This is a genomic window from Streptomyces sp. NPDC015130 (assembly GCF_043080005.1).
In the GTDB taxonomy this organism is placed as follows: Bacteria; Actinomycetota; Actinomycetes; order Streptomycetales; family Streptomycetaceae; genus Streptomyces.
In genome coordinates this window covers 107,972-132,529 of the sequence record NZ_JBIBVC010000004.1, presented here as the reverse complement: position 1 = coordinate 132,529, position 24,558 = coordinate 107,972, and the positions used below count along the sequence as shown (strand labels likewise).

Sequence of the window (24,558 nt, the reverse complement as noted above, 5' to 3'; positions counted from 1 at the left end):
ATCACGGCCCTGGGGGTGCGGCCGTGTCGGTGGGCGGGCTCGCCGGCATGGCGAAGGAGTACGGCGCCCAGGGGCCGGTGACTTCGACGCGGACGCCGGTCAGGTCCTGGCCGACCTGTCGGAGAGCGGAACGGAAGGCCTCGACCCGGTCGTCGGGGACGAGATAGGCGTCGTTGAGGACGTTCTCGCCGTTCTCGCGGGGGCTGAGCGGACCGGACTGCGCGGGATGGCGGACGACGTGGGTGGCGTGCTGCGCCGCCGTGGCGGCGATGCGCTCCACCGCTCGCCGGGCCCGCAGATAGCGCTCCTCGCGGGCGTGGTGCTGGGCTCGCCGGGCCTGGAGGTAGGCCTTGCCCGGGCTCTGGGCGGCCGGGGCGCCACCGTGGTGGGCGGGGTCGTCGGCACGGGACCGTGGGGTGTCGTCGGCGGCGACGTAGACCTTGACGCCGTACTCGGTGTGGTGGGCGAGGAGGGCGAGCCGGGCCGCGAAGACCTCGCGCTGATCGCGCAGGGCCTCCCGGGCGCGGTCGTCGTCCTGGTAGAGGGTGGCGAGCCGCAGGGGCAGGACGGTGGTGCGGTCCATGAGGGCCTGGATGACGTGGTGGTGGGCTCTGGCGGTGCCGTCCAGCCAGTCGAGGTCCTCGAAGCGGGATCTGAGGACTTCTGCTCCCCAGTGGCCCGCGGACACCCGGCTGACGACGAATGCCGGGCCTGCGGGTCCGGCCCGGTCAGGGAGCAGGAGGGCGACCGGGGCGTCGTCGACCCCGCGCAGGTCGGCCGGCGGCTCGCCGAGCTCGGGGGTGGGGTCGGCGACGGCGTACACGTAGGTGAGGCTCGGCTCGCCGTTCATGGTGCGCGCCTTTCCCTCTCGGTGCCGGCGGGCCCTGACTCGTCGTGTCGACGCTCCGAGCTCTCCTCGGCCGGGCCGGCGCGGCTGCCGTCGGCCTGGTCGCGGCGCACGGCGTCCAGCTCGGCTCGCAGTCGGCGGTTCTCTTCCGCGAGGGCGCCGCCGCTGTGGCGGGAGGAGAGCGAGGGGTCGTGTTCCCACCAGTCGATGCCCATCTCCTTGGCCTTGTCCACCGAGGCGATCAGGATCCGCAGTTTGATGGTCAGGAGCTCGATGTCGAGGAGGTTGATGCGGATGTCTCCGGCGATCACGATGCCCTTGTCCAGGACACGTTCGAGGATGTCGGCCAGGCTGGCCGACGAGGACGGCGGGTACGCCGCCGGCGACGCGCGGGACGGCAGTGGGGCGATCCGGTGGGCAAGCGGGTCAGTCACGGCGCCCGACCTCCTGGGTCATGGCAGGTTCTGTCGGTATTGCGCGATCTCGTCGAGACGGTCGAGGAGTTCGTCCTCCTGTCGGTCGAAGGTGGCGGGGTCGATCTCCCCGTCCCGGAGCCTGCGTTCGAGCTCGGCGAGGGCGGCGTAGACGGGGGCGGGGTCGTAGTACTCGTCGTTGGCCTGGTCCACGGCCCTCTGCGCCACCCATGCCACGAGCCGTACGGGCAGCAGCGGCGCGGTCAGGAGGTTGGTCAGCATTCCCATGAATCCTCCTCGGCGCTTCGTGTCCCGATGACGCTTCTTGTCCTATGGCGCTTGTCCTGGTGGCGCTTCGTCTCCCGATCCCGGCGAGCCCGCACCCAGCTACACGAAGCTGTAGGGGGGCAGCGGTCCGGTGAAGCGGAAGTGGACGCCCTCGGTGTTCTCGGCGAGACGGGCCTGCGCCTGGAGGAGCGCGTCCTTGTGGTCGTCGTGGACGAGAAGGGAGATGCTGAGGACGTCGCCGTCGCCCGGGGGGCGGACGCGGTGGTCCGCCGCGTGGGAGAGCAGCGCGTCGACCACTCCGGCGGCCAGGTTCTCCTGCCTCTCCCGTACGTCCACGGCGACGATCTCCCCCAGCTCCAGCGGCAGCCTCGGGTCGGCGTCGCCGGCCCGGATCCGGTCGTTGAGCTGCCGGGCCCGGTCGGAGTCGTGGAGGACCTCCCGAAGGAGGGTGTCCTCGTCCTGGGAGGCCTTCACCTGGTACTCGGCGCAGCCACGCAGGCGCTCCAGAGCCTCCAGATAGCCGTCCGAGCGTTCAAGGAGCACCTGGGTCACCGCCCGCTCGTCGGGGGCCGTGTAGCCGAACTGGAGCGGAAGGGTCGTTCCGTCGGCCATGAGCCGCTCCTGCACCTCCTGGTGGGCGGCGAGGTCCCGGCGTTTGGGCCGGATCCCCTCGTCGATGTCCGAGACGACCGCGCGGAGCGGCCCGGCGGTGACGGCGCGTACGGGCGCGGGCTCGGCGCCCACGCCCATCAGGCCGTCCAGGCGGCAGGGGTGCGCGGCGGCGATGACGGAGTACACATAGAGCGACATCGTCTACTCCCTCTCTCGGTGCGCGGAGCGCCGGGCGGGCCGACGGCGGCGGGGAGCCTCTTCCACTTCCGCCTCCTGCTCCTCGGCCTCTTCCTCGGGCTCCTCCTCGGACTCTTCCTCGTCGTCGGACCTGCCGGTGAGGGACTGCGTCACCGCCTCCACGACACCGCCGATGGCTCCCTTGGACTTGCCGCGCGCACCGCTCTCGACCGCGTTGCCGACGACGTCGGTCAGCTGCGCGGGAGCCTTTCTGCCCGATTCCAGGTCGAGACGGTTGCAGGCTTCGGCGAAGCGCAGATAGGTGTCGACACTGGCGACGACGATCCGTGCGTCGATCTTCAGGATCTCGATGCCCACGAGTGAGACGCGCACGAAGACATCGATGACGAGTCCACGGTCGAGGATCAGCTCCAGGACGTCGTAGAGACTCGTGCCTCCGCCGGTACTTCTGCTGACGTTGCTTCCGCCTTGCGGCACCACGGTCATGGCCGCTTCCCTTCGCGGGGCCGGCCCGGTCAGGTCGGCCGGTCGATCATGCCCCTGCTGTATCGCCGGGTTCGCTCGTACGAGATCAGCTCGCCCTCCTCGTCCAAGGTGACCTTGTAACTGGCCAGGATGCTGGTGGTGTCGGGGATCCGCTCCAGCTCCAGCACCTCGACCTGCGCCTCCCACCCGTCCTCGCTGGGGCGGAGGGACGACACCGATTCGGGGACGCGTCCCAGCAGCTCGGCGAGCTGCTCGGCCGCCGAGCGCATCGCCGCCGCCGCGCCTGTCCTGCCGCGGCGCGCGGATGTCTTGCGCGTCGGCGTCTTGCGCGTCGGCGTCTTGCGAGCCGCGGCCTTCCGGGCGGGCCTGGCGGCCCGCGCCTCGTGGCCCGTGTCCTCGTCTGACGGAGGACGCCGGCTGCGGCCCGGCTCTGCTGCGGCCATGAGCCTGCTCCCCTCGCGAACTGACTTGTGCGGCTTCCCAGCCCTGCGCGTGGCAAACAGCCCTATTCCTACGAGATCTTGATGATCCTGGCATTCCTGATCTGTCTCGCTCTTCCATGCATATCTCGCGCCCGGCGGAGCAGTCCCCGTTATGAACCGTGCGAGCGGCGGGGGGCCGCGGGCACCCGGCGAAGGGAAGAGCTCATGGAGGACACGACCAAGATCCTCTTGGCGGCCGCGGTCGCCGGGGGCTACGTACTGGGGCGGGCGAAGAAGGGACGTCTGGCCTTCTCCCTGATCACCTACGCCGCCGGCCGCCGCATGGGCCTCGACCCACGCGAGCTCGCGACGCAGGGTCTGAAGAAGCTGAGCGAGATGCCGCAGGTGGCCGAGATCGGCGAGCAGATCAAGGGGGAGGCGCTCGACGCAGGGCGCAAGGCCCTCGTGGCCACCGCGAACCGCCGGATGGCCGGCCTCGCCGACTCGCTGCGTGAGCGCACGCTCGCCCTGGGACAGGGCAAGGACGGCGACGGGGACGAGGAGGAGTACGACGAGGCGGAAGGCGGCTACGAAGAGGAGTCCGAGGACGGCGAGGAGCCCTACGAGGACGAGGAGGAGGAAGAGGAGCTCGAAGAGCCGGAGGACGAGGAGGAAGAGGCGGACGAGGACGAAGCGGAAGAGGAGGAAGAGGAAGCGGAGGAACCGCCGGCTCGGCGTCGATCCGCCCGCCGTTCCTCTTCGGAGTCTCCGCCCAAGGCGACCCCGCGCCGTAGCCCGGCCCGCAAGGCCGCTCCCGCGAGGAAGACCCCGACCGCCAGGAAGAAGGCCCCCTCCAAGACGGCCACACCCAAGAAGACGTCCACGGCCAAGAAGACCTCGGCCTCCGCGACGAAGTCTCCGGCGCGGAAGACGGCCGGCGGCACGACGGGGAAGCGTGCGACGGGCACGACGAAGCGCAGCGCTCCCGCCAAGAAGACCGCCGCGAAGAAGACCGCCGCCAAGAAGACCGCGTCGAAGCCTGCCGCGAAGAGGACGACGGCGAAGAAGAGTCCGGGGCGCGCCCCGGCGTCCAAGCCCGCGGCGAAGAAGACCACCGCCGCCAAGACGGCGCGCCGCAAGCCGACCGCGCGGAGGTGAATCATGGCGACCAAAGATGCGACCGACCGCGACCGGTCCGGGTTCGACCGACTGATGGAAGAGGCCTCCGGGTTCCTGGCCACTCAGGCCGACCACCTCGCGGACAAGGCCGTGGACAAACTGGGCGATCTCACGGACGGGCTGTACGACGTCGCCGAGAACGGCGGCCACCTCGCGGACCTCGGTGGACGCCTGTTCCAGGGCGACTCACCCGCGAAGGCCGTCATCGGCCATACGGTCGACGGGATCAAGGACAAGGTCAAGGACGCGGGCTCGGCACTGCTCGGCGGCAAGGGGAAGAGCCGCAAGGGCGGCGCAAAGGCCATCAACATCATCGAGACCATCGATGTCGGCGTGCCGCTGCGTACCGCCTACGACCACTGGACGCAGTACGAGAACTTCAGCAGCTTCGCCAAGGGCGTGCGCAGCGTCTCGCAGGGTGACGACACGAGCAGCGACTGGAAGGTCAAGGTCGGTCCGTCCACCCGAAGTTGGAAGGCCTCGGTCCAGGAACAGATACGGGACGAGAGGATCGTCTGGACCTCGGAGGGCCCCAAGGGCACCACGCGCGGCTGCGTCAGCTTCCACGAACTCGCGCCTTCCCTCACGCGGATCCTGCTGGTCGTGGAGTACTACCCGGCCGGACTCTTCGAGAAGACCGGCAACATCTGGCGGGCCCAGGGCAGGCGCATGCGTCTGGACCTGAAGCACTTCAGCCGCTACGTGTCCCTCTCCGACGAGGAGCCGGACGGCTGGCGCGGGGAGATCGAAGACGGCGAGGTCGTCCTCACCCATGAGGAGGCCCTCGAAGAGGAACAGGGCGAGGAGTCGACCCCACCCGAGGAGGGCGAGGAGGGCACGGAGGAGGAAGGAGAGGAAGGAGAGGAAGAGGAGGAAGAACAGGACGAGGAGTACCCCGAGGAAGAGGACGCCGAGGAAGAGGACGCCGAGCAGGAGGACGCCGACGAGGAGGACGCCGACGAGGAGGACGCCGACCAGGAGGACGCCGACCAGGAGGAAGAGGAGTACGAGGAGGAGGCCGACGACGAACCGCGCCGCCCCGCAGGACGCCGGCGCTGAGCCGCACCGACCCGTGGCCGTGGCGTCCGCACAGCCACGGTCGGGTCGTCACGCCCGCCGCCTCCGCGTCCCGGCCGCGACGGCACCGCGAGCCGACGGCACCGGGACGCGAAGCGGCCGGCGGCTTTCGCCGTCGGCCTTCCGTGCCGTCGCCGGTCAGTGCTTGAGGGCGTCCTTCGCCTTCTGCGCGGCCTGCTTCGCATCGCCCGCGACCTGCTCGGCGCGCCCCTTCGCCTCCAGGCTCTCGTTGCCGACGGCCTTGCCGGTGGCCTCCTTCACCTTGCCTTTGGCGGTCTTGCCCATGTTCTTGGCCTTCTTGCCTGCGGCCATCCCAGTCACCTCCCAGTAGAACTACTGACTCGCTACCCGCCCAGACCACGACAATTCGCCCAGAATGGTGCCGGTCGCCGAGGGAGTCGGCGCGTCCGGAGGGCGGCTTCGCACACGAGACGTACATCAGTCCCACCCGCCCGGCAGACACGCGATCCGGGCCGAAATGGCCGTCGGGTAAGTATGATCAAGCGATGTCTGACATGACTGAGACCACGCCCGGCTGGCTGTCCACGGACGAGCTGAACACGGCCCGGGCCCAGATGCCGATCCTGTACGTCGAGGCGGTACCCGTGCGCGTGGACGACAGCGGCGAGGTCACGAGCATCGGGCTGCTCCTGCGGATCGGCGCGGACGGGACCATCAGCCGGACCCTGGTGTCCGGTCGTGTGATGCAGCACGAGAGGGTCCGTGACGCGCTGCTGCGCCACCTGGAGAAGGACCTCGGTCCGGTGGCGCTGCCGCGCGTGCCCGCCTCCCTGCAGCCCTTCACCGTCGCCGAGTACTTCCCGACGGCGGGCATCACCCCGTACCACGACCCGCGTCAGCACGCCGTGTCCCTGGCCTACATCGTGCCCGTGACCGGCGACTGCCGCCCCCGTCAGGACGCCCTGGACCTGGTCTGGTTCAGTCCGCAGGAGGCGGCCTCGCCGGCGGTGCAGAGCGAGATGCCCGGCGGCCGCGGGGTGCTCCTCAAGCAGGCCCTGGCGCACGTGGGCCACACCTACTGAGAGCACCCGGGTACTCAGCGCAGCCGGCGGGCGCGCAGCACCACGTCGTCGGCGTGGTGCGCGCCGGCGCCGCCGTCGGGGACGACACGCGGCCGCTGCTCGTCCACCTCCACCGCCCAGTCGTCGCCGAGCAGGGCGGTGACCATCGACGGCCAGACGTAGTCGGCCGGGTCGAAGCCGCTCTCGTCCGCCTGCCGGGTCTCCATCCCCGCGTGGTGGACGAGCAGCAGTACGCCGCCGGGCGCGACGGCCGCGATCAGGGCCCGCTCGGCCGAGGCATCGGGGGTGCGCAGCAGGGCCGGGTACTGCGCCGACACCAGGTCGAAGGAGGCCGGGGCGAGTCCCGCGTCCGTCAGCGTGGCGTGCACCCAGCGGACGTCGACGCCCGCGTCCCGCGCGTGCCCGGCCGCCCGCTCCAGCGCCACGCCCGAGACCTCCAGCGCGGTCACGTCCCAGCCGCCGCGCGCCAGCCAGACGGCGTCCGCTCCCTCGCCGCACCCGACGTCGAGCACGCGCCCGGGGGTGAGCCCGGCGGTCTCGGCCACGAGTGCGCCGTTGGGCTGCCCGCTCCAGAGCTGCCGGCGGTCGGCGTACCGGCTGTCCCACTCGGCCCGTACCGCCGGGTCTCCGAGGTATCCGTCGGAGGTGGGCGCCGCTGTTGCTGTGATGTCGTCGGTCATGCACCCACCGTCGCCGACCGTTCCCCGCTCGCGCCACTTCTGTTGCCGGAACGGCAACGCGGCGCCCGCGCGCCCCTCGACTGTGGCCGGCCCGCGAGCCCGGCTCGGTCCGAGGGACACGCCCTACGACCGGGTCGCGGTCCCGCAGCCGTCGTGCCCCTTCCCCATCGCCTTGCTGCGGTCGTAGGGATCGACCGTCCGGCTCTTGTCCGTGGCCGGATCCGACCCGCCGCCGAACTCCGGCCTGAAGTATCCGGTCGTCCCGCCGCAACCGCCGTTGGTCATGCTGGTCTTGTACGAGAGGAGGGTGAACGTCCCCTTCTTGGTGATCACCTTCTCCGGGTCGTCCCAGCTCGCCACGGTCTCGCGCCGCACGATCGTGCGGCGGACCTCGTCGCCGCCGCCCGCCGGCGCGACCGGGTAGACGTAGGTGACGTCGGCCGTCACCTCAAGGGCGCCGCGCTTCCCCTCCCGGAACGTGATCCGGCCACGGGTCTTCACCACGTCTCCGACCAGGCGCGCCTGCGCCGGGTCGAAGCGGCTGAAGAGGAGCAGCGGGTCGTTCTCCTCGTCGGGTGTGCTCAGCGCGGTCGACACGAAGGTGCTGACGTCCGCCTGGTCCGGGTTCAGCAGCGCGATCGCCTTCTCCGGACGTCCTCCCCGCAGGACGCTGCGGTCCAGGTTGGACGCCGCGAGGAAGTCGCGCGTCCGGTCGAGCGCCCGCCGCACCTCCGCCTTCGTCATCCACCCGGTCGCCTCGGCCGCCGGGACGGTGATCCCCGCCGTGCCGTCCGCCCAGCGCGCCGCCGGGGAGCCGCGGAACGGGTCGTCGAGCGTGGCCCGCCCGGCCGGTTCCTCGGCCGGTGCCTCCTGCGGTCGTTGTGTCTCCTGCGCGAGGGGCTCGGGCGGCGCACCCTTGTCGTCGGACCAGCCGACGACGTTTCCCGGGTCCACCGCGACGACGAGGAGGGCCACCGAGGCCAGGAACCCGGCGACGTACCAGCCCTTCCTCCGCCGCGGCCGGACGGGAGTGTGCGCACGCCAGGGTGTCGGCTCCGCAGGCTCCGCCCGCAGCCGGCCCGCCACCTCGCGGGCCCGCGCCGACGGCTCCTTCGGCGCGTCCCCCGCGCCGTCGCCCGCGGTGCGCAGGAACTCCTCCCACACCTCGTCCGGTACGGACGAACCGCCCCGCTCCCCGTCCTTGCCCACGAACTACCCCTCACACCCCGTACGTTGCCTGCCCCTCCCCGGGGCCTCCGCATGATCGCACACCCCGGCGGGGCCCATTCCCGCAGCTCAGAGCGGTGCCGACCGGCATCGTGAAAAACCGTTCGAACCCATGCGGTCCAGCGCACTAAGGTCGGCGACGTGGCAACGAAACTCAATCAGATCATCGCAGTGGAGAAGGGCGTCAAGTCCCGCGCTCACCAGGACCTGACGGCGGCGCATCACGGCCTGCAGAAGCCCGCGTTGCTCGCCGGTATCTCCCGTACCTACCAGCCGAAGGACGAGGAGGGCGAGCAGCTGCCGCCCGAGTCGACGCTCGTGCAGGTGAAGGCCGAGGACGTGCTGCGCGACACCGCGCGGGCGCTGACCCGGCTCTTCGACGTGACGGCCACCAAGGACTGGGCGAACTGCGACGCCCGCGCCGACATCACGGTCGACGGACGCGTGCTCGTGGGGCAGGTGCCCGTCGGGTACCTCCTGTTCCTGGAGAAGCAGCTGACGGACATCAACACCTTCGTCCGCAAGCTTCCCGTCCTCGACGCCGCCGAGTCGTGGACGCAGGACCCGTCGACGGACGCGTGGAAGACGGATGTCGTCCGCACGGTCCGTACGAAGAAGGTGCCGCGCAACCACGTCAAGGCGGAGGCGACGGACAAGCACCCGGCTCAGGTCGACGTGTACTACGAGGACGTGCCGGTCGGTTACTGGACCACGGTGAAGTTCTCGGGCGCGCTGCCGGCCCGGCGGGTCAACGAGCTGCTGGAGCGGGTGGAGAAGCTCCAGCAGGCGGTGAAGTTCGCCCGTGAGGAGGCGAACAGCGCCGAGGTCACCGACCAGCGGGTCGGCGACGCCGTCTTCGGCTACCTCTTCGGGTAGCGGGGACACCACAGACTCCCCGGTCGCGGAAGCGCGGCCGGGGTGCGCGAGGAGCGCAAAGCTGAAGCTGAGCCTTGTCGTGACATCCGCGGTTCCAGTGGAGGTTCGAGTCCTCCTCCCGGCACTTCCTGCCGGGATGGCCCAACCAGGCAGAGGCAGACCGCGGTCAATCTCAGACTATTGCTCCAGACTCAGCATTCGCCGCTCATCGCCGGATCGACCGGGCCCGGGCCCAGGTGCGTCGAAATGCCAGTTCGAATCTGGTCCGCCGAGCTCGATCGGCGGTGGTCCAACGGCAGGACGCGACGCAATGACGAATGACCCGGGTTCTCAAGTGTGCCGGCGTGTGATGTGAGCGGCATCGACAGGGTCCGGGGGCAGGCTACGCCCTCGGACCCGCTCCGTTTTCCGGGCCCGGTGCGTCGGCCGGTGGCGCGGACAGAGACGCGACGTAGTCGCGCAGGGCCGTCGCGGCGACGGCGAGCGGGAAGCGGGCGCCCAGCTGCCCGTCCGGGCGGACGACGAAGCCCGTCGGGCCGTCGGGGGCGTACAGGCGGGCGAACTCCCCCTCGGCGTCGCGGTATCCGGCGACCGCGACCAGTCCGTCCAGACCCGTCGGCGGCGCTTCGCGGGCGAGCACGGCGAGGGTCTGCGGGCGGTGGTCGTGTACGCCGTCGGGCCATCGCACCACCCCGCCGGAGAGCGCCGCCGCCGCCAGCTGGGCGGGGTCGGCCCCGTACAGGATCAGGACGTGCTCCGTGCGGCCCCGCAGGACGTCGAGGAGACGCAGCGGGTACGCGGCGACCGGCGCCGTCAGGCCGCCGCAGTCCGGGGCCCTGTCGCCGGGCTGAGGTGCTCCGGCCGGTCCGTGCGTGCCGCGGGCGAGGGGACCGCCCCGGTAGCTGACGAGCAGTTGGGCCTCGCGGAGCATCACCGTCCGCTGGTCCTCGGGCTCGGCCTCGACGCCCCGGGTGGCGTGGCGCACGGTGCGGCCGACGACCTCCTCGCCGACCGGGCGGCGCTCGGCGTCGTAACTGGCGAGCAGGGCGGGGCCCGCCTCCTCACGGCACACCAGCGCGAGTTTCCAGGCGAGGTTGCACGCGTCCTGGATCCCCGTGTTCATGCCCTGCGCGCCGGTGGGCGGGTGGATGTGGGCGGCGTCGCCCGCGACGAACGCCCGGCCGTCGCCGTAGCGGTCGACGATCCGGTGGCTGATCCGGAAGACGGAGGACCAGCGCATCCGGGAAAGGGTGGCCGGCTTGGGGGCGAGGCGGTCCACGACGGCCTGGATGTGGGACAGTTCCGGGGCCCGTCCCGCCTCCAGGCCATGGGCCACACGGTCGCCCCTCGGCCGGGTGTCGCGACCGGCCTGTCCGTCCGGGCCCCCCGTGCCTGCCGCGCCCGCGCCGTTCGTGGAGAGTTCGGGCGGGACCAGCATCGACATGCGGTAGCGCCCCGTCCCGGGCAGCGGGATGCAGACGAGCAGGTCGTCGGTGGTCCCGTCGTCGGCGAGGTGGCTGGACCGTACGCCGTACCCGTACGGCAGGTCCCAGTCGGCCTCGACGTCGGCCAGCATGTACTCCTCGGGGAAGGCCCCGCCTTCGAAGGTGAGGCCCAGTTGCTTGCGGACGGTGCTGTGGGCGCCGTCGCAGCCGATCAGATACCCCACCCGGGTCTCCTCCTCGGCGCCGGCGGCGGTGCGGAGGACGGCGGTGACCCCGTCCGGGTCCTGGGTGAACGACAGCAGTTCGGTGCCGCGCTCGACCGTCGTGCCCAGGCCGGCGACGTACTCCTCCAGGAGGTGCTCGGTCGCGTACTGCGGGAGCGCGGCGAAGCGGTACGGCACCTCCGGCGGCAGCGCGAGCTCGATCCGCGCCCGCTCCCGGCCGTCGACGTAGACCAGCTGGCCGCGCATCTCGACCGCCGCCTCCAGGACGGTGCGGGCCAGGCCCATCCGGTCCCAGATCTCCAGCGTGCGCGGCTGGATCCCGACCGCCTTGGCGTACGGGAGCGGGGCCGCCAGCCGGTCGATCAGGCGGCAGCGGACGCGTCTGCGGCGGAGTTCGGCGGCGGCGCTCAGTCCCACGGGACCGGCGCCGACGACGAGTACGTCGGTCGTGCGGGTGCGCGCCACGACTGCCTCCCAGCGGCTGGCCCCCGGATCTGTCCCGTACTCCCCCTCGGCCGTCTCCACCGTCCATCGTCACCCGGCGGCGCGGGAGCGGCGAGCCGAGCGTCCGCGCTCTCCCTCGCCGTCCCGTCGGCCCCGCGTCGGAAAAACAGTGATCGTTCCCGGGCCGCTCGTGGTGCAATGCGCGCATGACGATGACGAATCTGGTGGACAAGGCCCGGCTGTTCCGTTCGCTGCACGTGCCCGGCAAGCCCCTCGTCCTGCCGAACGCCTGGGACGCCGCGTCCGCCCGGGTCGTGGCGGAGGCCGGTGCGTCCGCGGTCGCGACCACCAGCGCCGGGGTCGCGTGGTCGCTGGGCCACGGCGACGGGGACCACCTGAACCGTGACGAGGCGCTGGGCGCGATCGCGCGGATCGCGGCCGCTGTCGACGTGCCCGTCACCGCGGACATCGAGCGTGGTTACGCGACCGACCCGGCGGGCGTGGCCGAGACCGTACGCGGCGTCCTGGCGGCCGGCGCGGTGGGTGTCAACCTGGAGGACAGCCTGCGGCCCGTCGCCGAACAGGCCGAGCGGATCGCCGCGGCGCGCCGGGCGGCGGACGAGGCGGGCGTCCCGCTGTTCGTCAACGCCCGCATCGACACCCACCGGCTGCCCTCCGAGGACCGGTCGGCGTGGCTGGCGGAGACCCTCGTCCGTGCCCGGGCCTACGCGGCGGCCGGCGCGGACGGCGTCTTCGTCCTCGGCGGGCTGGACGCGGCCACGATCGGGCTGCTCGTGGACGGCTCGCCCCTGCCGGTGAACGTCGCGGCCGGACCCGGCGCGCTGCCCGTCCCGGCGCTCGCCCAGGCGGGGGCCGCCCGGGTCAGCGCGGGGTCGTCGATCGCCGAGGCGGCGTACGGACTGGTGCGGCGGGCCGCCCGTGAACTGCTGGCGCAGGGCACGACGGACGCGCTGGAGGACGGATTCGACTACGCGACGCTCAACGCGCTGCTGCTCACGGACCGTACGGCTGAGTCGTAGGCCCCTGGGGGGCTACTTCCACTCGTAGATCTTGGCGGTGGCCTTCCCGCTCTCCTCCACGTGGAACTCGAACAGGCCCGCGATGCCGGTGAGTCGGGCGTACGTGGCGGCGGCGGTCTCGAAGAACAGGGCGCCGCGCCAGTCGACCGCACCGGTGTCGTCGAAGTGGCCCACGCCGGAGCCGTGCCAGGTGATCGTCTCGCCCTCCTGGGTCATCAGGACGCCCTGGCCTTCTCCGAAGAGGGTGCCGTCGGCCCGCACGACCGACTCGTACGTGCCCATGTCCTTGACCCCGGCGCCCAGGAGGGTGCCGGTCGCCTGGAAGGACGCCTCCAGTACGGGGTGGCCGCCGTCGGTGGACAGCACCCGGATTCCCGTGGTTTCTCCTTGCTCCTCGCCGATCAGGTCGCCGAGCATGATGGGACTCCTCTCCGCGGCAACGCCGGACGGGTCCCCTCTTCCGGACTACGCCCGGCCACCGGAGCTGTCAACCGGAGTCGCGGGCACCGCGGGTCAGGGCAGGTGGGACAGGAGGAGTTCGGTGAGCCGCTCCGGTGCGCGGAGCGGCAGGTAGTGGTCGGCGTCGGCGATCGTCTCGCCGCGGGCCCCGGGGATGCCGGTGGCGAGACGTCCGGAGATCACCGCGATCTCCCGGTGGTCGTGGCGACCGTGGACGACGAGCGTCGGAGCGGTGATCTCCCCGAGGTGCGGTGCGGCGTCGCGGCCCGTGGTGAGGACGCAGTGCTGTTCGCTCACGACGCGCCGCTCGGCGTTCGCGGCGACCATCGTCTCGACGAGGTGCCCGCCGGGAGCGGTACGGCCCATGGCCGCACAGATCGTCAGTTCCAGCTCGGCGAGTGCGGCCGTGTCCCGCGCGCGCCGGGCCGCGGAGTAGGCGGCCAGCTCGGGGCTCTCGGGCCAGTCGTGGCCGCTGACGGATGCGCCGACGAGGGCCAGTGCGGCGACGCGCTCCGGGTGGGCGAGGGCGAAGTCCAGGGCCGTCTCCCCACCCATGCTCAACCCGACCAGCGAGGCCCGGCGTACGCCGAAGTGGTCGAGGACGGCGCGCAGGTCCTCGACGTCGCCGAACGGCTCGTTCGGTGGCGTGGAGCGGCCGAGTCCCCGGGCGTCGTAGCGGATCACGTCGTGGTGGCGGGCCAGTCCGGGGACGACGGCGTCCCACAGGCGGGAGTCCATGCCGGCGCCGTGCAGGAGCACGACCGGGCTCCCGGCGCCGCCGCGCCCGGCCCAGAGGAGTCCGCCGTCGGCGACGGGGACGAGCACTTCATGGGGGTCGGTTGTCATGCCGTGATCATTTCAGAGCCGTACCATCGAGGCCTCGAAGCTCGGACGGGGGCTGGTTCAAGGGAGCGGGGGCAGGGTTCATGGGGGCGGGAGCGAGGTCCATGGGGGCGATGTCGGGGTCGACGATGAGTCGTCGTGGGTGGCTGATGCTCGGTGGGCTCCTCGTGCTGGGCGGAGCCGGCACCGCCGCGTGCTCGTCCGAAGGCGGCGGGGCCGGGCGGGAACGCCGGGAGGTGAACACCGACGTCGAACCGCTGCGGCGCCGGTTCCGCGCGATCGGCCCGCTGTCCGATCCCCACTGGCTGGGCTACGACCCGAACGACTCGGGCCGTGAGTGGATTCCGGACCAGGACCCGCGGGTCCGGGTCGTCGGGGTGGCGCGGCTGCCCGCCGGGGCCGTCTCGTCCCTCGTCGGCGGGACGGCGTACTCCTTCGAGCCCTCCGACCCCTCGAACCCGCCGGAGGAACTGGCGGAGTTCCTGCCGGAGAACGCCGGCTGGGTGGCCAGTGTCCGCTACGACAAGCACATCACCGGCTCGCGCTACCCCGGCCGCTTCCATCTCTCCCCGACGACGGACCACGTGTACTTCGACACCGTCAACCCCGAGGTCGTGGAGGCCTCGCCGTCCACGTAGCCGCCCGCCGTGTCCCGCTCGCACAGGCATGGTGCAGGGTAAGTCCCATGTCTGCCGATCATCACGAGGACGACGCGGCCGTGACCGCCGAGGCTCCCGTCGGAGCCGCCGAGTGCGGCGAGGGTGCCCGCGGACCGCACTGCACCGAGCAGCTGGAAGGGCATCGACCCGGACGAGTGGACCGTGATCCTCAACGAGGGGCGCGGCCCGCTCTGGGAAGCACATGACATGTCGTGCAGCCGGTTCGTCCACGACCTCGTCGCCGGCACGACGACGTCGTTCTCCTTCCACGGCGCCGACGAACTCGACGCCCCGGAGGAGATGACCCGCTTCCGGCCCGCCTCGTCGATCTTCGGCCGGTAGGCAGCGCGCCCTGCCGTAAGTCTGGTGGCACGGCCGGGAGTTGCGGCACCACCCCCGACATCGGGGGTGGCGTGGCGAGAAGGGGATTCCACGCCACGCGATGGGGCAGCGTGTCACTGTTCATGCCGACGAGGGACGGCCCTGTTCCCGGCTGGGCCTGCTCGCCGTCGGCCGCGGGGCGGAGGCCAGGGCCGAACTGACGGCGATGCTCGACACCGCCCGCCACGTCCTCGAACCGGACCACCGTCACCTCGTCCTGGCCGGCTCGCTGCTCGCCCCGTCCCGTCCCGTCACGACGCGTGATCCCGCCGCCGGGACGGCGTCACTGCACGTTCAGGCGGAAGGGGTGGGTGAGGTCCTCCGGGCAGGTGAAGACACGGAGTTCGCCGGAGCGGCCCACGTTGAGCCGCGGGTCGCGCCCGCTCTCCAGCGTCAGGTGGAGTCGCATCCGGGCCCCGCAGGAGCAGTCGATCGGCACGAGGTCGGTGAGGTGCCGGCCGGGCCAGCCCCCGGCCTTCCAGCCCGGCAGGCAGGACAGGTGACGGTCGTACGCGAGACCGCGGGCCTCCGCCCAGGCGTGGGCCGTTTCCACGGTCTCCGCCGGGAGCTCGTCCGATTCGGGCAGGTCGACGACGCGGACCGGGTCGAGGACGCACGGGCGGGGGAGGTAGACGTCCTGGGGGCGCTCCGGTCGCGGAGGGTCGGCCACGGTGCCGACCGATTCCGCGGCGCGGTGGCGGAGTTCGGCGTTCGGTCCCCAGTAGCGCGGCTGACCGGGGGGCTCGGCGTGGTCGTCCGGGCACCACAGCAGCTGGAGCAGGTCCGTCCCCTCCGGCATCGGCAGGTCCGGGACGTCCTGGGCGCGGAGTTGGAGCACCGGAACCATGGGGGCGGGGGTTGCGGGGTACTCGGAGACGGTGCGGATCCGTTCCCACGTCCTCAGGTCGACGGCGCCCGCCCCGTCCATGATCCGGGTCCGTGCCGCGTCCTCCTCCGCGGTCATGACGGAGGCGCCCCGGCCCCGCGCCCGCCTGCGGGCCTTCATCCGGCGGTCGCACTCCTCCCAGACCTCACGGTCGGCGTCCGACAGCTTCTCCCGCTTCCGCACCACGTGCGGCGCCCGGCACACCGGCCACGGCTCGTCCGCCGGCCACAGCAGCGGGCCGCCGACGGAACTGTCCCGGGGGCCGGGGTCGCCCGCCGTCGGCCGGAGGAGCGTGGCCCGCCGTGCGTGGGCGGCGAGGGCGGGTACGTCGTCGATCAGCGACAGCGCGGCGCTGTCTGGACGGGTCGTGTCCGTGGTCACGGTCTCTGTTCCTCCAGCCCCGTCGCGGCGCTGTCGATCCTTGCCCGTGCCTCCTCCTCGCGCCGCTCCCGGACTCCGGTGACGGCGGCTAGGGCGTGTTGCGAGAGTAGCGCCGGGCGCCCGAAGGGCGGGCCGGACGGCGTCTGGTGCGTGCGATCGCAAGGCGGAGGGTCGCCCCGATACTGGAGGTATCGGGGTGATCCCGACAACGCGGCGAGCGTGCGTGCCAGGCGCCGTCGGGCAGGCGGGACTTTCGCAACACGCCCTACGACTTGTCCGGCCGATCATGGTTCCGGTTGCTGGGGCACGGCGGGGCTTCAGTCTGTCGAGGTCATAGTCGGCCCGCGATGTCGTGTGCCAGGGTGACGGTATGGACTGGCAGTCGGAGAGCCCGGAACTCTGGGCATTTTTGGAGACCTTGCACCGCGGCGACATCTTGTCTGGCACCGTTGCGGCGATCGAGCGGTTCGGGGTCTTCGTGGCCCTGGACGACGGACCTGCCCATCCACTCTTCCCCGGTGTCGGGTTCATCGTGATCCCCGAACTGTCCTGGCGGCACATCGACGCCCCCACCGATGTCGTTCACGTAGGCCAGCGGGTCTCGTGCGAGTTCCTCCAGTTCGACACTTACAACGCGGAGGCCAGACTGTCCTTGAAGGCGCTGGAGCCCGACCCCCTGCGGGCTTTTGCCAACCGCACGGTGGGGCAGGAAACCCGCGGGATGGTGGAGAAGACAGTTCCCATCGGCGTCTTCGTCGAGCTCGGAGACGGGTTCGTCGGGCTGGTCCCCTCCAGAGAGATCGACGGTCGGCCCGCGGTGAGTCCGGTGGAGGACTTGAAGGCCGGAGAGGAGATCACCGTCATCGTCACGGAAATCGACCTGCCGACCCGCCGAATCTTTCTTTCCAGGCCGAAGAACGCCCAGCCCGAAGGTGTCGTGCCGGCCACGTGACGGCCAACGTGCTCCAGCCGTTGATGCGAGCATGAGGCGGGGTGATCTGAGTGATGCCGAGTGGGAACGGCTGCGGCCTTCGTGCCGGTCAGCAACCGGCGTTGCGGCAGGTGGCGGGATCACCGGCAGGTGATCGACGGGATCCTGCACCGGGTGCGAACCGGAGTGCAGTGGCGTGACCTGCCCGAACGGTTCGGTCCGTGGAAGACCGTCTATGAACGCCACCGCCTGTGGTCGGCGGACGGTACCTGGGAACGTCTCCTCCAGCAGGTCCAGGCCGCAGCCGATGCCGCGGGTGAGATCAACTGGGACATCTCGGTCGACTCCACCATCGTGCGGGCGCATCAGCATGCGGCGGGCGCTCGCACCGACCCACCGCCGGCGCCCGGCTCAAAGGGGGCCGAGGAGCCAGAACATCAGGACGAAGCGCCGTGGCAGAGTCTGCACGCCCGCCTGGTGGAGGTGGTGCTGGAGGCGAGGGCCTGGGTCGCTCGCGCGGCGGGTTCACCAGCAAGCTTCACCTGAGCGCGGACGGCCGCTGCCGTCCGCTGTCCCTGATCGTCACACCAGGTCAGCGAGCTGACTGCACCCAGTTCATCGCGGTGCTGGAGAAGATCCGAGTCCCTAGACCGGGCCGGGGGCGACCACGCAAGAAGCCCGACAGCCTTGCGGCCGACAGGGCCTACAGCAACGGCCCCGCCCGCGAGTACCTGCGACGGCGGGGCGTCCGCCACACGATTCCGGAGAAGAGTGACAGCCAGGCAGCCCGCCTGCGCAAAGGCGCACGCGGTGGACGGCCGACCGGCTTCGACGAGGACCGCTACAAGAAGCGCAACACCGTCGAGCGGGCGATCAACCGCATGAAGCAGTTCCGGGCGGTCGCCACTCGCTACGACAAGCGCGGTTACATCTTCCTCGGCACCGCCACCGCGGCGGCCGTCGCGATCTGGCTCCGCACATGATCGGCCGGACAAGTCCTAGGCGGAGGGCTCCGTCCTGCCCTGTCGGCATGTCACTCCACCGTTCCCCACCACGCCCCGGACTGCGTGGCGTCCGCCGTCGGGTGGTCGGCCGCGCCGTCGCGGAGGGCGAGCCGCGAGACGATGCGGTAGCGGTCACCGCGGTAGAGGGAGCGCACGTACTCGACCGGCCTGCCGCCCGTGTCGGAGGTGATCCGGTCGAAGAGCAGCGCGGGCGAGAGGACCGGGACGTCGAGCAGGGTCGCCTCCTCCTCGCTCAGCACCGTCGGTTCGATCGACTGCACCGCGTGGGCGGTCCGGATGCCGCGCTTCTCGCGCAGGTGGGCGTAGAAGCCGCCCTCCATGTCGGCGACGGTGAGGCCGGGCACCAGGTCCGCCGGTACGTGCAGGTGCTCCAGGGCGATCGGGTCCCCGTCGACGTACCGGAGGCGCGTCACGTGCACCAGCTCCGCCGCCGGGGAGAGCGTGAGCTTGCGGCCGATGCGCGCGCCGGCGCGTACCGTTCGGAGTTCGAGCACACGGCTCGTCCAGGCGCCCCGGCCGCCCTGGCCGCGGGGCGCGTCGGCCGTGTGCTGCTCGGCGACCAGCTCCTGGGTGATCTTGGCGGGGGCCACGAACATGCCCCGGCCGTGCTCCCGCACCAGCAGGCCCGTGGCGACCAGTTCGTCGACCGCGGCGCGCAGGGTGGGGCGGGAGACGCCGAGGCTCGCACAGAGGGTGCGCTCGGAGGGGATGGCGTCGCCTGGGCGGCGGGCGTCGATGACGGTGAGCAGGTGCTCCCGCACGCGCTCGCGCTTGAGTTCCGGCCGGGCCGCGGTCGCCGTGTCCCGCGCCCCGGACTGCTCGGGCGGCTGCGCCCTGCCCCCTCCGTGCGGCTCCATCCCGGTCCTTCCCCGTCGTTCGGTCCGTTGCGCGTCAGTATGCATCCCCTTCGGTGGACGAGGTCACGAGCCCGTCGCGCGTGAAGTCGAGGCGGGAGACGATGCGGTAGCGGTCGCCCCGGTACACCGAGTGGACGTACTCGACCGGGCGGCCCGCGGTGTCGAGGGTGAGGCGTTCGATCAGCAGGGCGGGCGAGAGCACGGGGACGTCGAGGAGCGCCGCCTCGTCCTCGCTGACGACGGTGGGTTCGATCGACTGCGTGGCCTCCTGGACGTGGACCCGGTGGTGCTCCCGCAGGTGGTCGTAGAGGTCGCCCGCTTCGAGCTCGTCCGGGGTGAGCGCGGCACCGACCAGGTCGGCCGGGATGTGCAGGTGCTCGATGGCCATGGGCGCGCCGTCGACCAGGCGGAGGCGGGCGATGTACAGCAGTTCGGCGGCGGGCGAGAGGCGGAGCCTGCGGCCGATGCGGGCGCCGGCCCGGACCGTGGCGGATTCGAGGACCGTGCTGGACCAGGTGCCGGAGGCCCGGGGGACGGCGAAGGCCGCGTCGTCGGGGGCGAGGCGCTGGGTGATCTTGGCGGGTGCGACGAACATGCCGCGGCCGTGCTCCCGCACCAGCGCGCCCGTGGCGACGAGTTCGTCGACCGCCGCGCGCAGGGTGGGGCGGGAGACCCCGAGGCTCGCGCACAGGGTGCGTTCGGACGGGATCGGGTCGCCGGGTCCGCCGGCTTCGATGAGGCCCAGCAGGTGTTCCCGTACGCGCTCCCGCTTCAGGACCCCGCGGGAGGAGTCGTCGTTCATGCCGTGCCGCCCTTCATGACGCGCCCCCGACGGGTTCACTGGTCAACTGGTAAGTCGGATACTAGTCGGCCGACTTCACCTGTCATCGCCTGAACAGCACATCTTTTGCAGGGGATTGACGGCGCGATTGGTCCATGCCACCTTCTGGGCACACACCTGACCACCTAACCAATTGGTCAACTACCCATCGAGGTGCCCGTGCAGACACTCCCCCGTACCGTCGCGCTCACGGCGGCCGTCGTCCTCGCCGCCACGGCCTGTGGCGGGCCGAGCTCCCCGGACGCCTCCGGCGGTCCGGAGAAGGTGACCGTGTGGCTGATGAAGGACAGCGTCACCGACTCCTTCCTCGCCCGCTTCCGCGCCGGTTTCGAGGCGGAGCACCAGGACGTCGACCTCGACATCCAGATCCAGGAGTGGGACGGCATCGGCGAGAAGGTCACGGCCGCCCTCGCCAGCAAGGACGCCCCGGACGTCATCGAGGTGGGCAACACCCAGGTCGCGCAGTACGCGGCGAGCGGCGGCGTCCGCGACCTCAGCGACAAGGTCACCGAGCTCGGCGGCGCCGACTGGCTCCCGGGACTCGCCGAGCCGGGCAAGGTCGACGGCAAGCAGTACGGCATCCCCTGGTACGCGGCCAACCGCGTCGTGATCTACCACAGGGACCTGTTCGCCGCGGCGGGCGTCACCGCTCCCCCCAAGACCCAGGCCGAGTGGCTCGCCGCCACGACCAAGCTCAACCGCGGCGGGAAGCAGGGCATCTACCTCCCCGGCCAGAACTGGTTCGCCCTCTCGGGCTTCGTCTGGGAGGAGGGCGGCGACCTCGCCGTCCAGGACGGCACGGCGTGGAAGGGCGCGCTCGACACCCCGCAGGCCCTCGCCGGCATGGACTTCTACCGTCGGCTCCAGTCGCTCGGCAAGGGGCCGAAGGACGCCGACGAGGCGAAGCCCCCGCAGGCCGAGGTCTTCGCCAAGGGCGACGTCGCCCAGATCATCGCCGTGCCGGGCGGCGCGCGGATCGTCGAGGAGATCAACCCCGCGCTCAAGGGCAAGCTCGGCTTCTTCCCCGTACCCGGAAAGACGGCGGACCGGCCCGGTGCGGTCTTCACCGGCGGCTCCGACCTCATGGTCCCCGAGGCCTCGGCCCACCCGGAGGCCGCCTACCGGGTCGTCGCGGCCCTGGCGGGCGAGAAGTGGCAGACGGACATGGCGAGAACGATGAGCTACGTCCCCAACCGCACCTCCCTCGCCCGTGTCGTCCAGGACGACGCCGGCACGGCAGCGATGGCCGCCGGGGCCGCCCAGGGGCGGGCCACGCCCAACTCCCCGCAGTGGGCGGCCGTCGAGGCCACCAACCCGATCAAGCAGTACATGACCGCCGTGCTGACGGGCAGCGACCCGGCGTCGGCCGCCACCACCGCCTCCCGCAGCATCACGAAGACCCTCGGCTCGTGACCGGTCCGAAGACGAAGAGCCGCCCGGCGCGGGCGATCCGACCGGAAGACGCGAGCCGGCCCGCGGGGGCCGAGCCGGCGGCCCGGAGGAACCGGCCCGCACGGAGGAACCGACCGGCACGAGCGGCCCTCTGGCCGTACCTCCTCGTCGCCCCCACCGTCCTCGGCGGCGTGCTCCTCCTCGGGTACCCCCTCGTCCGCAACCTGCTGATCTCCTTCCAGCGGTACGGCATGGGCGAGCTCATCCGCGGCGGCGCCCCCTTCGTCGGCCTCGACAACTACCGGACCGTCCTGGCCGACCCCGAGTTCTGGACGGTCGTGCGGCGCACGTTCTGGTGGACCTTCGTCAACGTCGTCCTGATCATGGTGCTCGCCACCCTGATCGCCCTGATGATGCGGAAGCTCGGCCGGCGGATGCGGATCCTGGTGACGAGCGGACTCGTCCTCGCCTGGGCCAGTCCCGTCATCGCCACCACCACCGTCTTCCAGTGGCTCTTCGCCTCCCGCCTCGGTGTCGTCAACTGGCTGCTCGTCCGGCTCGGGTTCGAGTCCTTCGAGGGGTACTCGTGGCTGGCCGACGGTCCCGCCGCGTTCACCGTCCTCGTCCTGCTCGTCGTCTGGCAGTCGGTCCCCTTCGCCGCGATCACCCTGCACTCGGCGCTGCTGACCGTCCCCGCCGAGCTGTACGAGTCGGCGCGGCTGGACGGGGCCGGCGGCGGGCGGATCTTCCGCTCGATCACCCTGCCGCTCCTCCGCCCGATCTTCGGCCTCGTCCTCTGCCTCGAAGTGATCTGGGTCTTCCGCTGCTTCGCCCAGATCTGGGCCGTCACCAAGGGCGGTCCGGGCGAGGCGACGACCACCCTGCCCGTGTACGCCTACCGCGTGGCCCAGTCCCTGCACCGCTACGACCTCGGGGCGGCCGTCTCCACGCTCACCGTCCTGCTCCTCGTGGCGGCGCTGATCGTCTACTTCCGCCAGCTGCTCCGACAGGAGGCCGACCGGTGACACCGCGCCCCCGTCCGACCCTCCGCGCCCGCTCCCGTCTCCTGCGCCTGCTCCCCCTGAACACGGCGGCGGCGGTCGTCTTCGTCCTGGCCGTCTTCCCGGTGTACTGGATGGTCCTCACCGCCTTCCGTCCGACCCGCGACATCCAGTCCGAGACCCCGGGCTTCCTTCCCGTCTCCGTCACCCTGGACCACTTCGCGAAGGCCGTCGCGGCGGACGGCTTCTGGACCTTCTGGCGCAACAGCCTGCTCGTGACCGCCGGTTGCGTGCTGCTCGCCCTGGTGGTGGCGCTCGCCGCGGCCTTCGCCGTCGCCCGGATGCGCTGGCGCGGCCGGCGCGGTTTCCTGCTGATGGTCTTCCTCGCGCAGGTCGCGCCCTGGGAGGCGCTGCTGATCCCGATGTACGTCATCGCCCGGGACGCCGACCTGCTCGACCGGCTCGCGACCCTGAGCCTGATCTACTTCATGATCACCCTGCCGTTCACCATCGTGACCCTGCGCTCCTTCCTGGCGGCCGTCCCGGCCGAGCTGGAGGAGGCCGCCCAGGTCGACGGATGCACACGGGCCGTCGCCTTCCGCCGGGTGACGCTCCCGCTCCTCGCCCCCGGGCTGCTCGCGACCTCGCTCTTCGGATTCATCACCGCCTGGAACGAGTTCGCCTTCGCCAACATGCTCGTCATCAAGAACCAGGACGACCGCACGCTGCCCGTCTGGCTCTCGTCCTTCTCCAACGTCTTCGGCACGGACTGGGGCGCCACCATGGCCGCCTCCACCCTCTTCGCCCTGCCCGTACTCGTCCTCTTCCTGGTCCTCCAGGGCCGGGTCGCCGCCGGCATGACCGGCGGAGCCGTGAAGGGATAACGCACCTCGATGCCCCTGCCCCGACTCGTCCCCGACCCCACCCACCTCTCGCCCCTGCCGGGCCGGTTCACCTTCGACGCGCGGACCGCGCTGAGGGTCTCGCCCGGCGCCGAACCCGCCGCGCGGCTGCTGCGGACCCTGCTCGGACCGGCCACCGGGCTGCCGCTGCCCACCCGTCCGGACGGCTCCGTCGTCCTCGCCGTCGACGGCGCCCTCACCGGCCTCGGCCGGGAGGGGTACGGACTCACCGTCGGCGCCGAGGCGATCCTGCTGCGGGCCGCCCACCCCCGCGGCCTCCTCTCCGGGGTCCAGACGCTGCGTCAGCTCCTGCCCGTCGACGCGCTCGGCGACGGACCCGCGCCCGGCGTCGAGTGGTCCGTCCCGTGCGTGCAGATCAGGGACACCCCGCGCTTCCCCTGGCGGGGTTCGATGCTCGACGTCGCCCGCCGGTTCCGCCCCGTCTCCTACCTCCGCCGGTACGTCGACCTGCTCGCCCTCCACAAGCTCAACGTCCTCCACCTCCACCTCACCGACGACCAGGGCTGGCGCATGCCGGTCGCCGCACTCCCCCGGCTCACCGAGGTCGGCGGGGTACCGCACGGCGGCGCGTACACCCGGGCCGAGCTCACCGGGCTCGTGGAGTACGCGGCGGAGCGCGGCGTCACCGTCGTGCCCGAGATCGAGATGCCCGGCCACGTCCGCGCCGCCCTCGCCGCCTACCCCGGGCTCGGCAACCACCCGGGCCGGACCTATGAGGTCTGGAACCGGTGGGGCGTCTGCGACACGATCCTCGGCGTCCACGACGAGGCCCTCGACTTCTGCCGCACCGTCCTGGACGAGGTGATGGACGTCTTCCCCTCCTCGTACGTCCACATCGGCGGCGAGGAGTGCCCCACCACCGAGTGGCACACCTCGGCCTCGGCGCTCCGGCGGGTCGCCGACGAGGGGCTACCGGGGCCGGACGCCCTGCACGGCTGGTTCATGGAGCGGATGGGCCGGCACCTCCTCGACGCGGGCCGGCAGCCGCTCAGCTGGACCGAGGACGGCGCAGACCTCCCGCCGTACTTCACCGTCATGCCCTGGCGCGACTCCGACCACGGCCGCGTCGCCGTCCGGCGCGGACACCGCGTGATCATGGCGCCGCATCGCACGACGTACCTCGACTACCCGCAGTCCGCGAGCCCCGCCGAGCCGCCCGGCCAGGCCGGCGAGGTCGTCGACCTCCGCACGGTCCACGGCAACGACCCGGCGCCGGCGGAGTGGAGCCCCGAGGAGTCGGCGCGGGTGCTCGGCTCCCAGGTGCAGCTCTGGACCGAGTACGTGCCGACCGCGGCGCACGCCGAGTACCTCACCTTCCCCCGGCTCTGCGCCCTCGCCGAGGTCGTCTGGACCGGCCGCCACGACTGGCCCGGCTTCCAGAAGCGCCTCCGCCACCACAGGACCCGGCTCGACGCCCTCGGGGTGCCGCGCCGTCTCTCACCCATGTCCGTCCCCACCTGAGGAGAGGAACCCCCACC

27 protein-coding genes and 2 pseudogenes are annotated in these 24,558 nt (G+C 71.9%); 14 read left to right on the top strand and 15 right to left on the bottom strand.

The window, feature by feature from the left end:
- Nucleotide 1: 1 nt before the first annotated feature.
- The 6 genes from ACF08F_RS09220 to ACF08F_RS09195 all read right to left on the bottom strand — a co-directional run bounded on the left by ACF08F_RS09220 (nt 2) and on the right by ACF08F_RS09195 (nt 3,287).
- Nucleotides 2-850, bottom strand: a complete 849-nt coding sequence (locus ACF08F_RS09220) for a GvpL/GvpF family gas vesicle protein (RefSeq protein ID WP_392297891.1) — start codon at nt 848-850, stop codon at nt 2-4.
- The gene (locus tag ACF08F_RS09215; RefSeq protein ID WP_392297890.1) at nt 847-1,281 is read right to left on the bottom strand and encodes a gas vesicle protein; all 435 of its coding nucleotides are present in this window, start codon (nt 1,279-1,281) and stop codon (nt 847-849) included. Before ACF08F_RS09215 ends, ACF08F_RS09220 begins: the two co-directional genes overlap by 4 nt.
- Before the next feature lie 18 nt (nt 1,282-1,299).
- Nucleotides 1,300-1,548 carry a gas vesicle protein GvpG gene (locus tag ACF08F_RS09210; RefSeq protein ID WP_392297889.1) on the bottom strand — a complete coding sequence of 83 codons (249 nt, stop codon included), beginning with the start codon at nt 1,546-1,548 and terminating at the stop codon, nt 1,300-1,302.
- 99 nt (nt 1,549-1,647) lie between these two features.
- Nucleotides 1,648-2,358 (bottom strand): GvpL/GvpF family gas vesicle protein, encoded by a 711-nt coding sequence (locus tag ACF08F_RS09205; RefSeq protein WP_392297888.1) that lies wholly within the window; start codon nt 2,356-2,358, stop codon nt 1,648-1,650.
- 3 nt (nt 2,359-2,361) lie between these two features.
- Nucleotides 2,362-2,844 carry a gas vesicle protein GvpJ gene (gvpJ, locus tag ACF08F_RS09200; RefSeq protein WP_392297887.1) on the bottom strand — a complete coding sequence of 161 codons (483 nt, stop codon included), beginning with the start codon at nt 2,842-2,844 and terminating at the stop codon, nt 2,362-2,364.
- A 29-nt stretch (nt 2,845-2,873) separates the two neighbouring features.
- Entirely contained in the window at nt 2,874-3,287 is a 414-nt protein-coding gene (locus tag ACF08F_RS09195) for a gas vesicle protein (protein WP_392297886.1), read from the bottom strand.
- Between the two features lie 204 nt (nt 3,288-3,491).
- On the opposite strand from ACF08F_RS09195, the gene ACF08F_RS09190 reads away from it, so the two are divergent.
- Complete coding sequence (locus ACF08F_RS09190; protein ID WP_392297885.1) at nt 3,492-4,424, top strand: histone protein; 933 nt, start codon at nt 3,492-3,494, stop codon at nt 4,422-4,424.
- Between the two features lie 3 nt (nt 4,425-4,427).
- A complete protein-coding gene (locus ACF08F_RS09185) occupies nt 4,428-5,504 on the top strand; it encodes an SRPBCC family protein (protein WP_392297884.1) in 1,077 nt (358 codons plus the stop codon).
- Nucleotides 5,505-5,660: 156 nt separating this feature from the next.
- Here the strand turns inward: ACF08F_RS09185 and ACF08F_RS09180 are convergent, their stop codons facing one another.
- Complete coding sequence (locus ACF08F_RS09180; protein WP_392297883.1) at nt 5,661-5,834, bottom strand: CsbD family protein; 174 nt, start codon at nt 5,832-5,834, stop codon at nt 5,661-5,663.
- Between the two features lie 203 nt (nt 5,835-6,037).
- On the opposite strand from ACF08F_RS09180, the gene ACF08F_RS09175 reads away from it, so the two are divergent.
- Nucleotides 6,038-6,565: an NUDIX hydrolase family protein gene (locus tag ACF08F_RS09175; RefSeq protein WP_392298250.1), complete on the top strand. Its 528-nt coding sequence runs from the start codon at nt 6,038-6,040 to the stop codon at nt 6,563-6,565.
- Nucleotides 6,566-6,579: 14 nt separating this feature from the next.
- On the opposite strand, the gene ACF08F_RS09170 is transcribed toward ACF08F_RS09175, so the two are convergent.
- The gene (locus tag ACF08F_RS09170) at nt 6,580-7,245 is read right to left on the bottom strand and encodes a class I SAM-dependent methyltransferase (RefSeq protein WP_392297882.1); all 666 of its coding nucleotides are present in this window, start codon (nt 7,243-7,245) and stop codon (nt 6,580-6,582) included.
- Nucleotides 7,246-7,368: 123 nt separating this feature from the next.
- Entirely contained in the window at nt 7,369-8,454 is a 1,086-nt protein-coding gene (locus tag ACF08F_RS09165) for a hypothetical protein (RefSeq protein ID WP_392297881.1), read from the bottom strand.
- 159 nt (nt 8,455-8,613) lie between these two features.
- Here ACF08F_RS09165 and ACF08F_RS09160 point away from each other — a divergent pair, with 159 nt between their 5' ends.
- Entirely contained in the window at nt 8,614-9,348 is a 735-nt protein-coding gene (locus ACF08F_RS09160; protein WP_392297880.1) for a hypothetical protein, read from the top strand.
- Nucleotides 9,349-9,384: 36 nt separating this feature from the next.
- Nucleotides 9,385-9,472, top strand: a pseudogene (locus ACF08F_RS09155).
- A gap of 258 nt (nt 9,473-9,730) precedes the next feature.
- On the opposite strand, the gene ACF08F_RS09150 reads toward ACF08F_RS09155, so the two are convergent.
- Nucleotides 9,731-11,482, bottom strand: a complete 1,752-nt coding sequence (locus ACF08F_RS09150) for an FAD-dependent monooxygenase (protein WP_392297879.1) — start codon at nt 11,480-11,482, stop codon at nt 9,731-9,733.
- A gap of 191 nt (nt 11,483-11,673) precedes the next feature.
- Here ACF08F_RS09150 and ACF08F_RS09145 point away from each other — a divergent pair, with 191 nt between their 5' ends.
- The gene (locus ACF08F_RS09145) at nt 11,674-12,501 is read left to right on the top strand and encodes an isocitrate lyase/phosphoenolpyruvate mutase family protein (RefSeq protein ID WP_392298249.1); all 828 of its coding nucleotides are present in this window, start codon (nt 11,674-11,676) and stop codon (nt 12,499-12,501) included.
- A 12-nt stretch (nt 12,502-12,513) separates the two neighbouring features.
- On the opposite strand, the gene ACF08F_RS09140 is transcribed toward ACF08F_RS09145, so the two are convergent.
- Both ACF08F_RS09140 and ACF08F_RS09135 read right to left on the bottom strand, forming a co-directional pair.
- On the bottom strand, nt 12,514-12,918 hold the full coding sequence (locus ACF08F_RS09140) for a hypothetical protein (RefSeq protein ID WP_392297878.1): 405 nt from the start codon (nt 12,916-12,918) through the stop codon (nt 12,514-12,516).
- A gap of 96 nt (nt 12,919-13,014) precedes the next feature.
- On the bottom strand, nt 13,015-13,806 hold the full coding sequence (locus ACF08F_RS09135; RefSeq protein ID WP_392297877.1) for an alpha/beta fold hydrolase: 792 nt from the start codon (nt 13,804-13,806) through the stop codon (nt 13,015-13,017).
- Nucleotides 13,807-13,931: 125 nt separating this feature from the next.
- On the opposite strand from ACF08F_RS09135, the gene ACF08F_RS09130 reads away from it, so the two are divergent.
- Together ACF08F_RS09130 and ACF08F_RS09125 are read left to right on the top strand one after the other, a co-directional pair.
- The gene (locus tag ACF08F_RS09130; RefSeq protein WP_392297876.1) at nt 13,932-14,441 is read left to right on the top strand and encodes a hypothetical protein; all 510 of its coding nucleotides are present in this window, start codon (nt 13,932-13,934) and stop codon (nt 14,439-14,441) included.
- 123 nt (nt 14,442-14,564) lie between these two features.
- Nucleotides 14,565-14,804 (top strand): hypothetical protein, encoded by a 240-nt coding sequence (locus ACF08F_RS09125; protein WP_392297875.1) that lies wholly within the window; start codon nt 14,565-14,567, stop codon nt 14,802-14,804.
- Between the two features lie 322 nt (nt 14,805-15,126).
- Here ACF08F_RS09125 and ACF08F_RS09120 read toward each other — a convergent pair whose 3' ends face one another.
- Nucleotides 15,127-16,110 (bottom strand): hypothetical protein, encoded by a 984-nt coding sequence (locus tag ACF08F_RS09120; protein WP_392297874.1) that lies wholly within the window; start codon nt 16,108-16,110, stop codon nt 15,127-15,129.
- Nucleotides 16,111-16,480: 370 nt separating this feature from the next.
- Here ACF08F_RS09120 and ACF08F_RS09115 point away from each other — a divergent pair, with 370 nt between their 5' ends.
- Nucleotides 16,481-17,062: a S1 RNA-binding domain-containing protein gene (locus ACF08F_RS09115; RefSeq protein ID WP_392297873.1), complete on the top strand. Its 582-nt coding sequence runs from the start codon at nt 16,481-16,483 to the stop codon at nt 17,060-17,062.
- A gap of 31 nt (nt 17,063-17,093) precedes the next feature.
- Nucleotides 17,094-18,024: pseudogene (locus ACF08F_RS09110) on the top strand (IS5 family transposase).
- Nucleotides 18,025-18,074: 50 nt separating this feature from the next.
- Here ACF08F_RS09110 and ACF08F_RS09105 read toward each other — a convergent pair.
- Both ACF08F_RS09105 and ACF08F_RS09100 read right to left on the bottom strand, forming a co-directional pair.
- Entirely contained in the window at nt 18,075-18,923 is an 849-nt protein-coding gene (locus ACF08F_RS09105; protein ID WP_392297872.1) for a GntR family transcriptional regulator, read from the bottom strand.
- 34 nt (nt 18,924-18,957) lie between these two features.
- Nucleotides 18,958-19,725 carry a GntR family transcriptional regulator gene (locus ACF08F_RS09100; protein WP_392297871.1) on the bottom strand — a complete coding sequence of 256 codons (768 nt, stop codon included), beginning with the start codon at nt 19,723-19,725 and terminating at the stop codon, nt 18,958-18,960.
- A 192-nt stretch (nt 19,726-19,917) separates the two neighbouring features.
- On the opposite strand from ACF08F_RS09100, the gene ACF08F_RS09095 reads away from it, so the two are divergent.
- Genes ACF08F_RS09095 through ACF08F_RS09080 form a run of 4 tightly spaced genes read left to right on the top strand, consistent with a single transcriptional unit; the run spans nt 19,918 to nt 24,541 of the window.
- Nucleotides 19,918-21,177 carry an extracellular solute-binding protein gene (locus tag ACF08F_RS09095; protein WP_392297870.1) on the top strand — a complete coding sequence of 420 codons (1,260 nt, stop codon included), beginning with the start codon at nt 19,918-19,920 and terminating at the stop codon, nt 21,175-21,177.
- A complete protein-coding gene (locus tag ACF08F_RS09090; protein WP_392297869.1) occupies nt 21,174-22,181 on the top strand; it encodes a carbohydrate ABC transporter permease in 1,008 nt (335 codons plus the stop codon). The genes ACF08F_RS09095 and ACF08F_RS09090 overlap by 4 nt, the downstream gene beginning before the upstream one ends.
- Entirely contained in the window at nt 22,178-23,041 is an 864-nt protein-coding gene (locus tag ACF08F_RS09085) for a carbohydrate ABC transporter permease (RefSeq protein WP_392297868.1), read from the top strand. The genes ACF08F_RS09090 and ACF08F_RS09085 overlap by 4 nt, the downstream gene beginning before the upstream one ends.
- A gap of 9 nt (nt 23,042-23,050) precedes the next feature.
- The gene (locus ACF08F_RS09080; RefSeq protein WP_392297867.1) at nt 23,051-24,541 is read left to right on the top strand and encodes a beta-N-acetylhexosaminidase; all 1,491 of its coding nucleotides are present in this window, start codon (nt 23,051-23,053) and stop codon (nt 24,539-24,541) included.
- Nucleotides 24,542-24,558 lie beyond the last annotated feature (17 nt).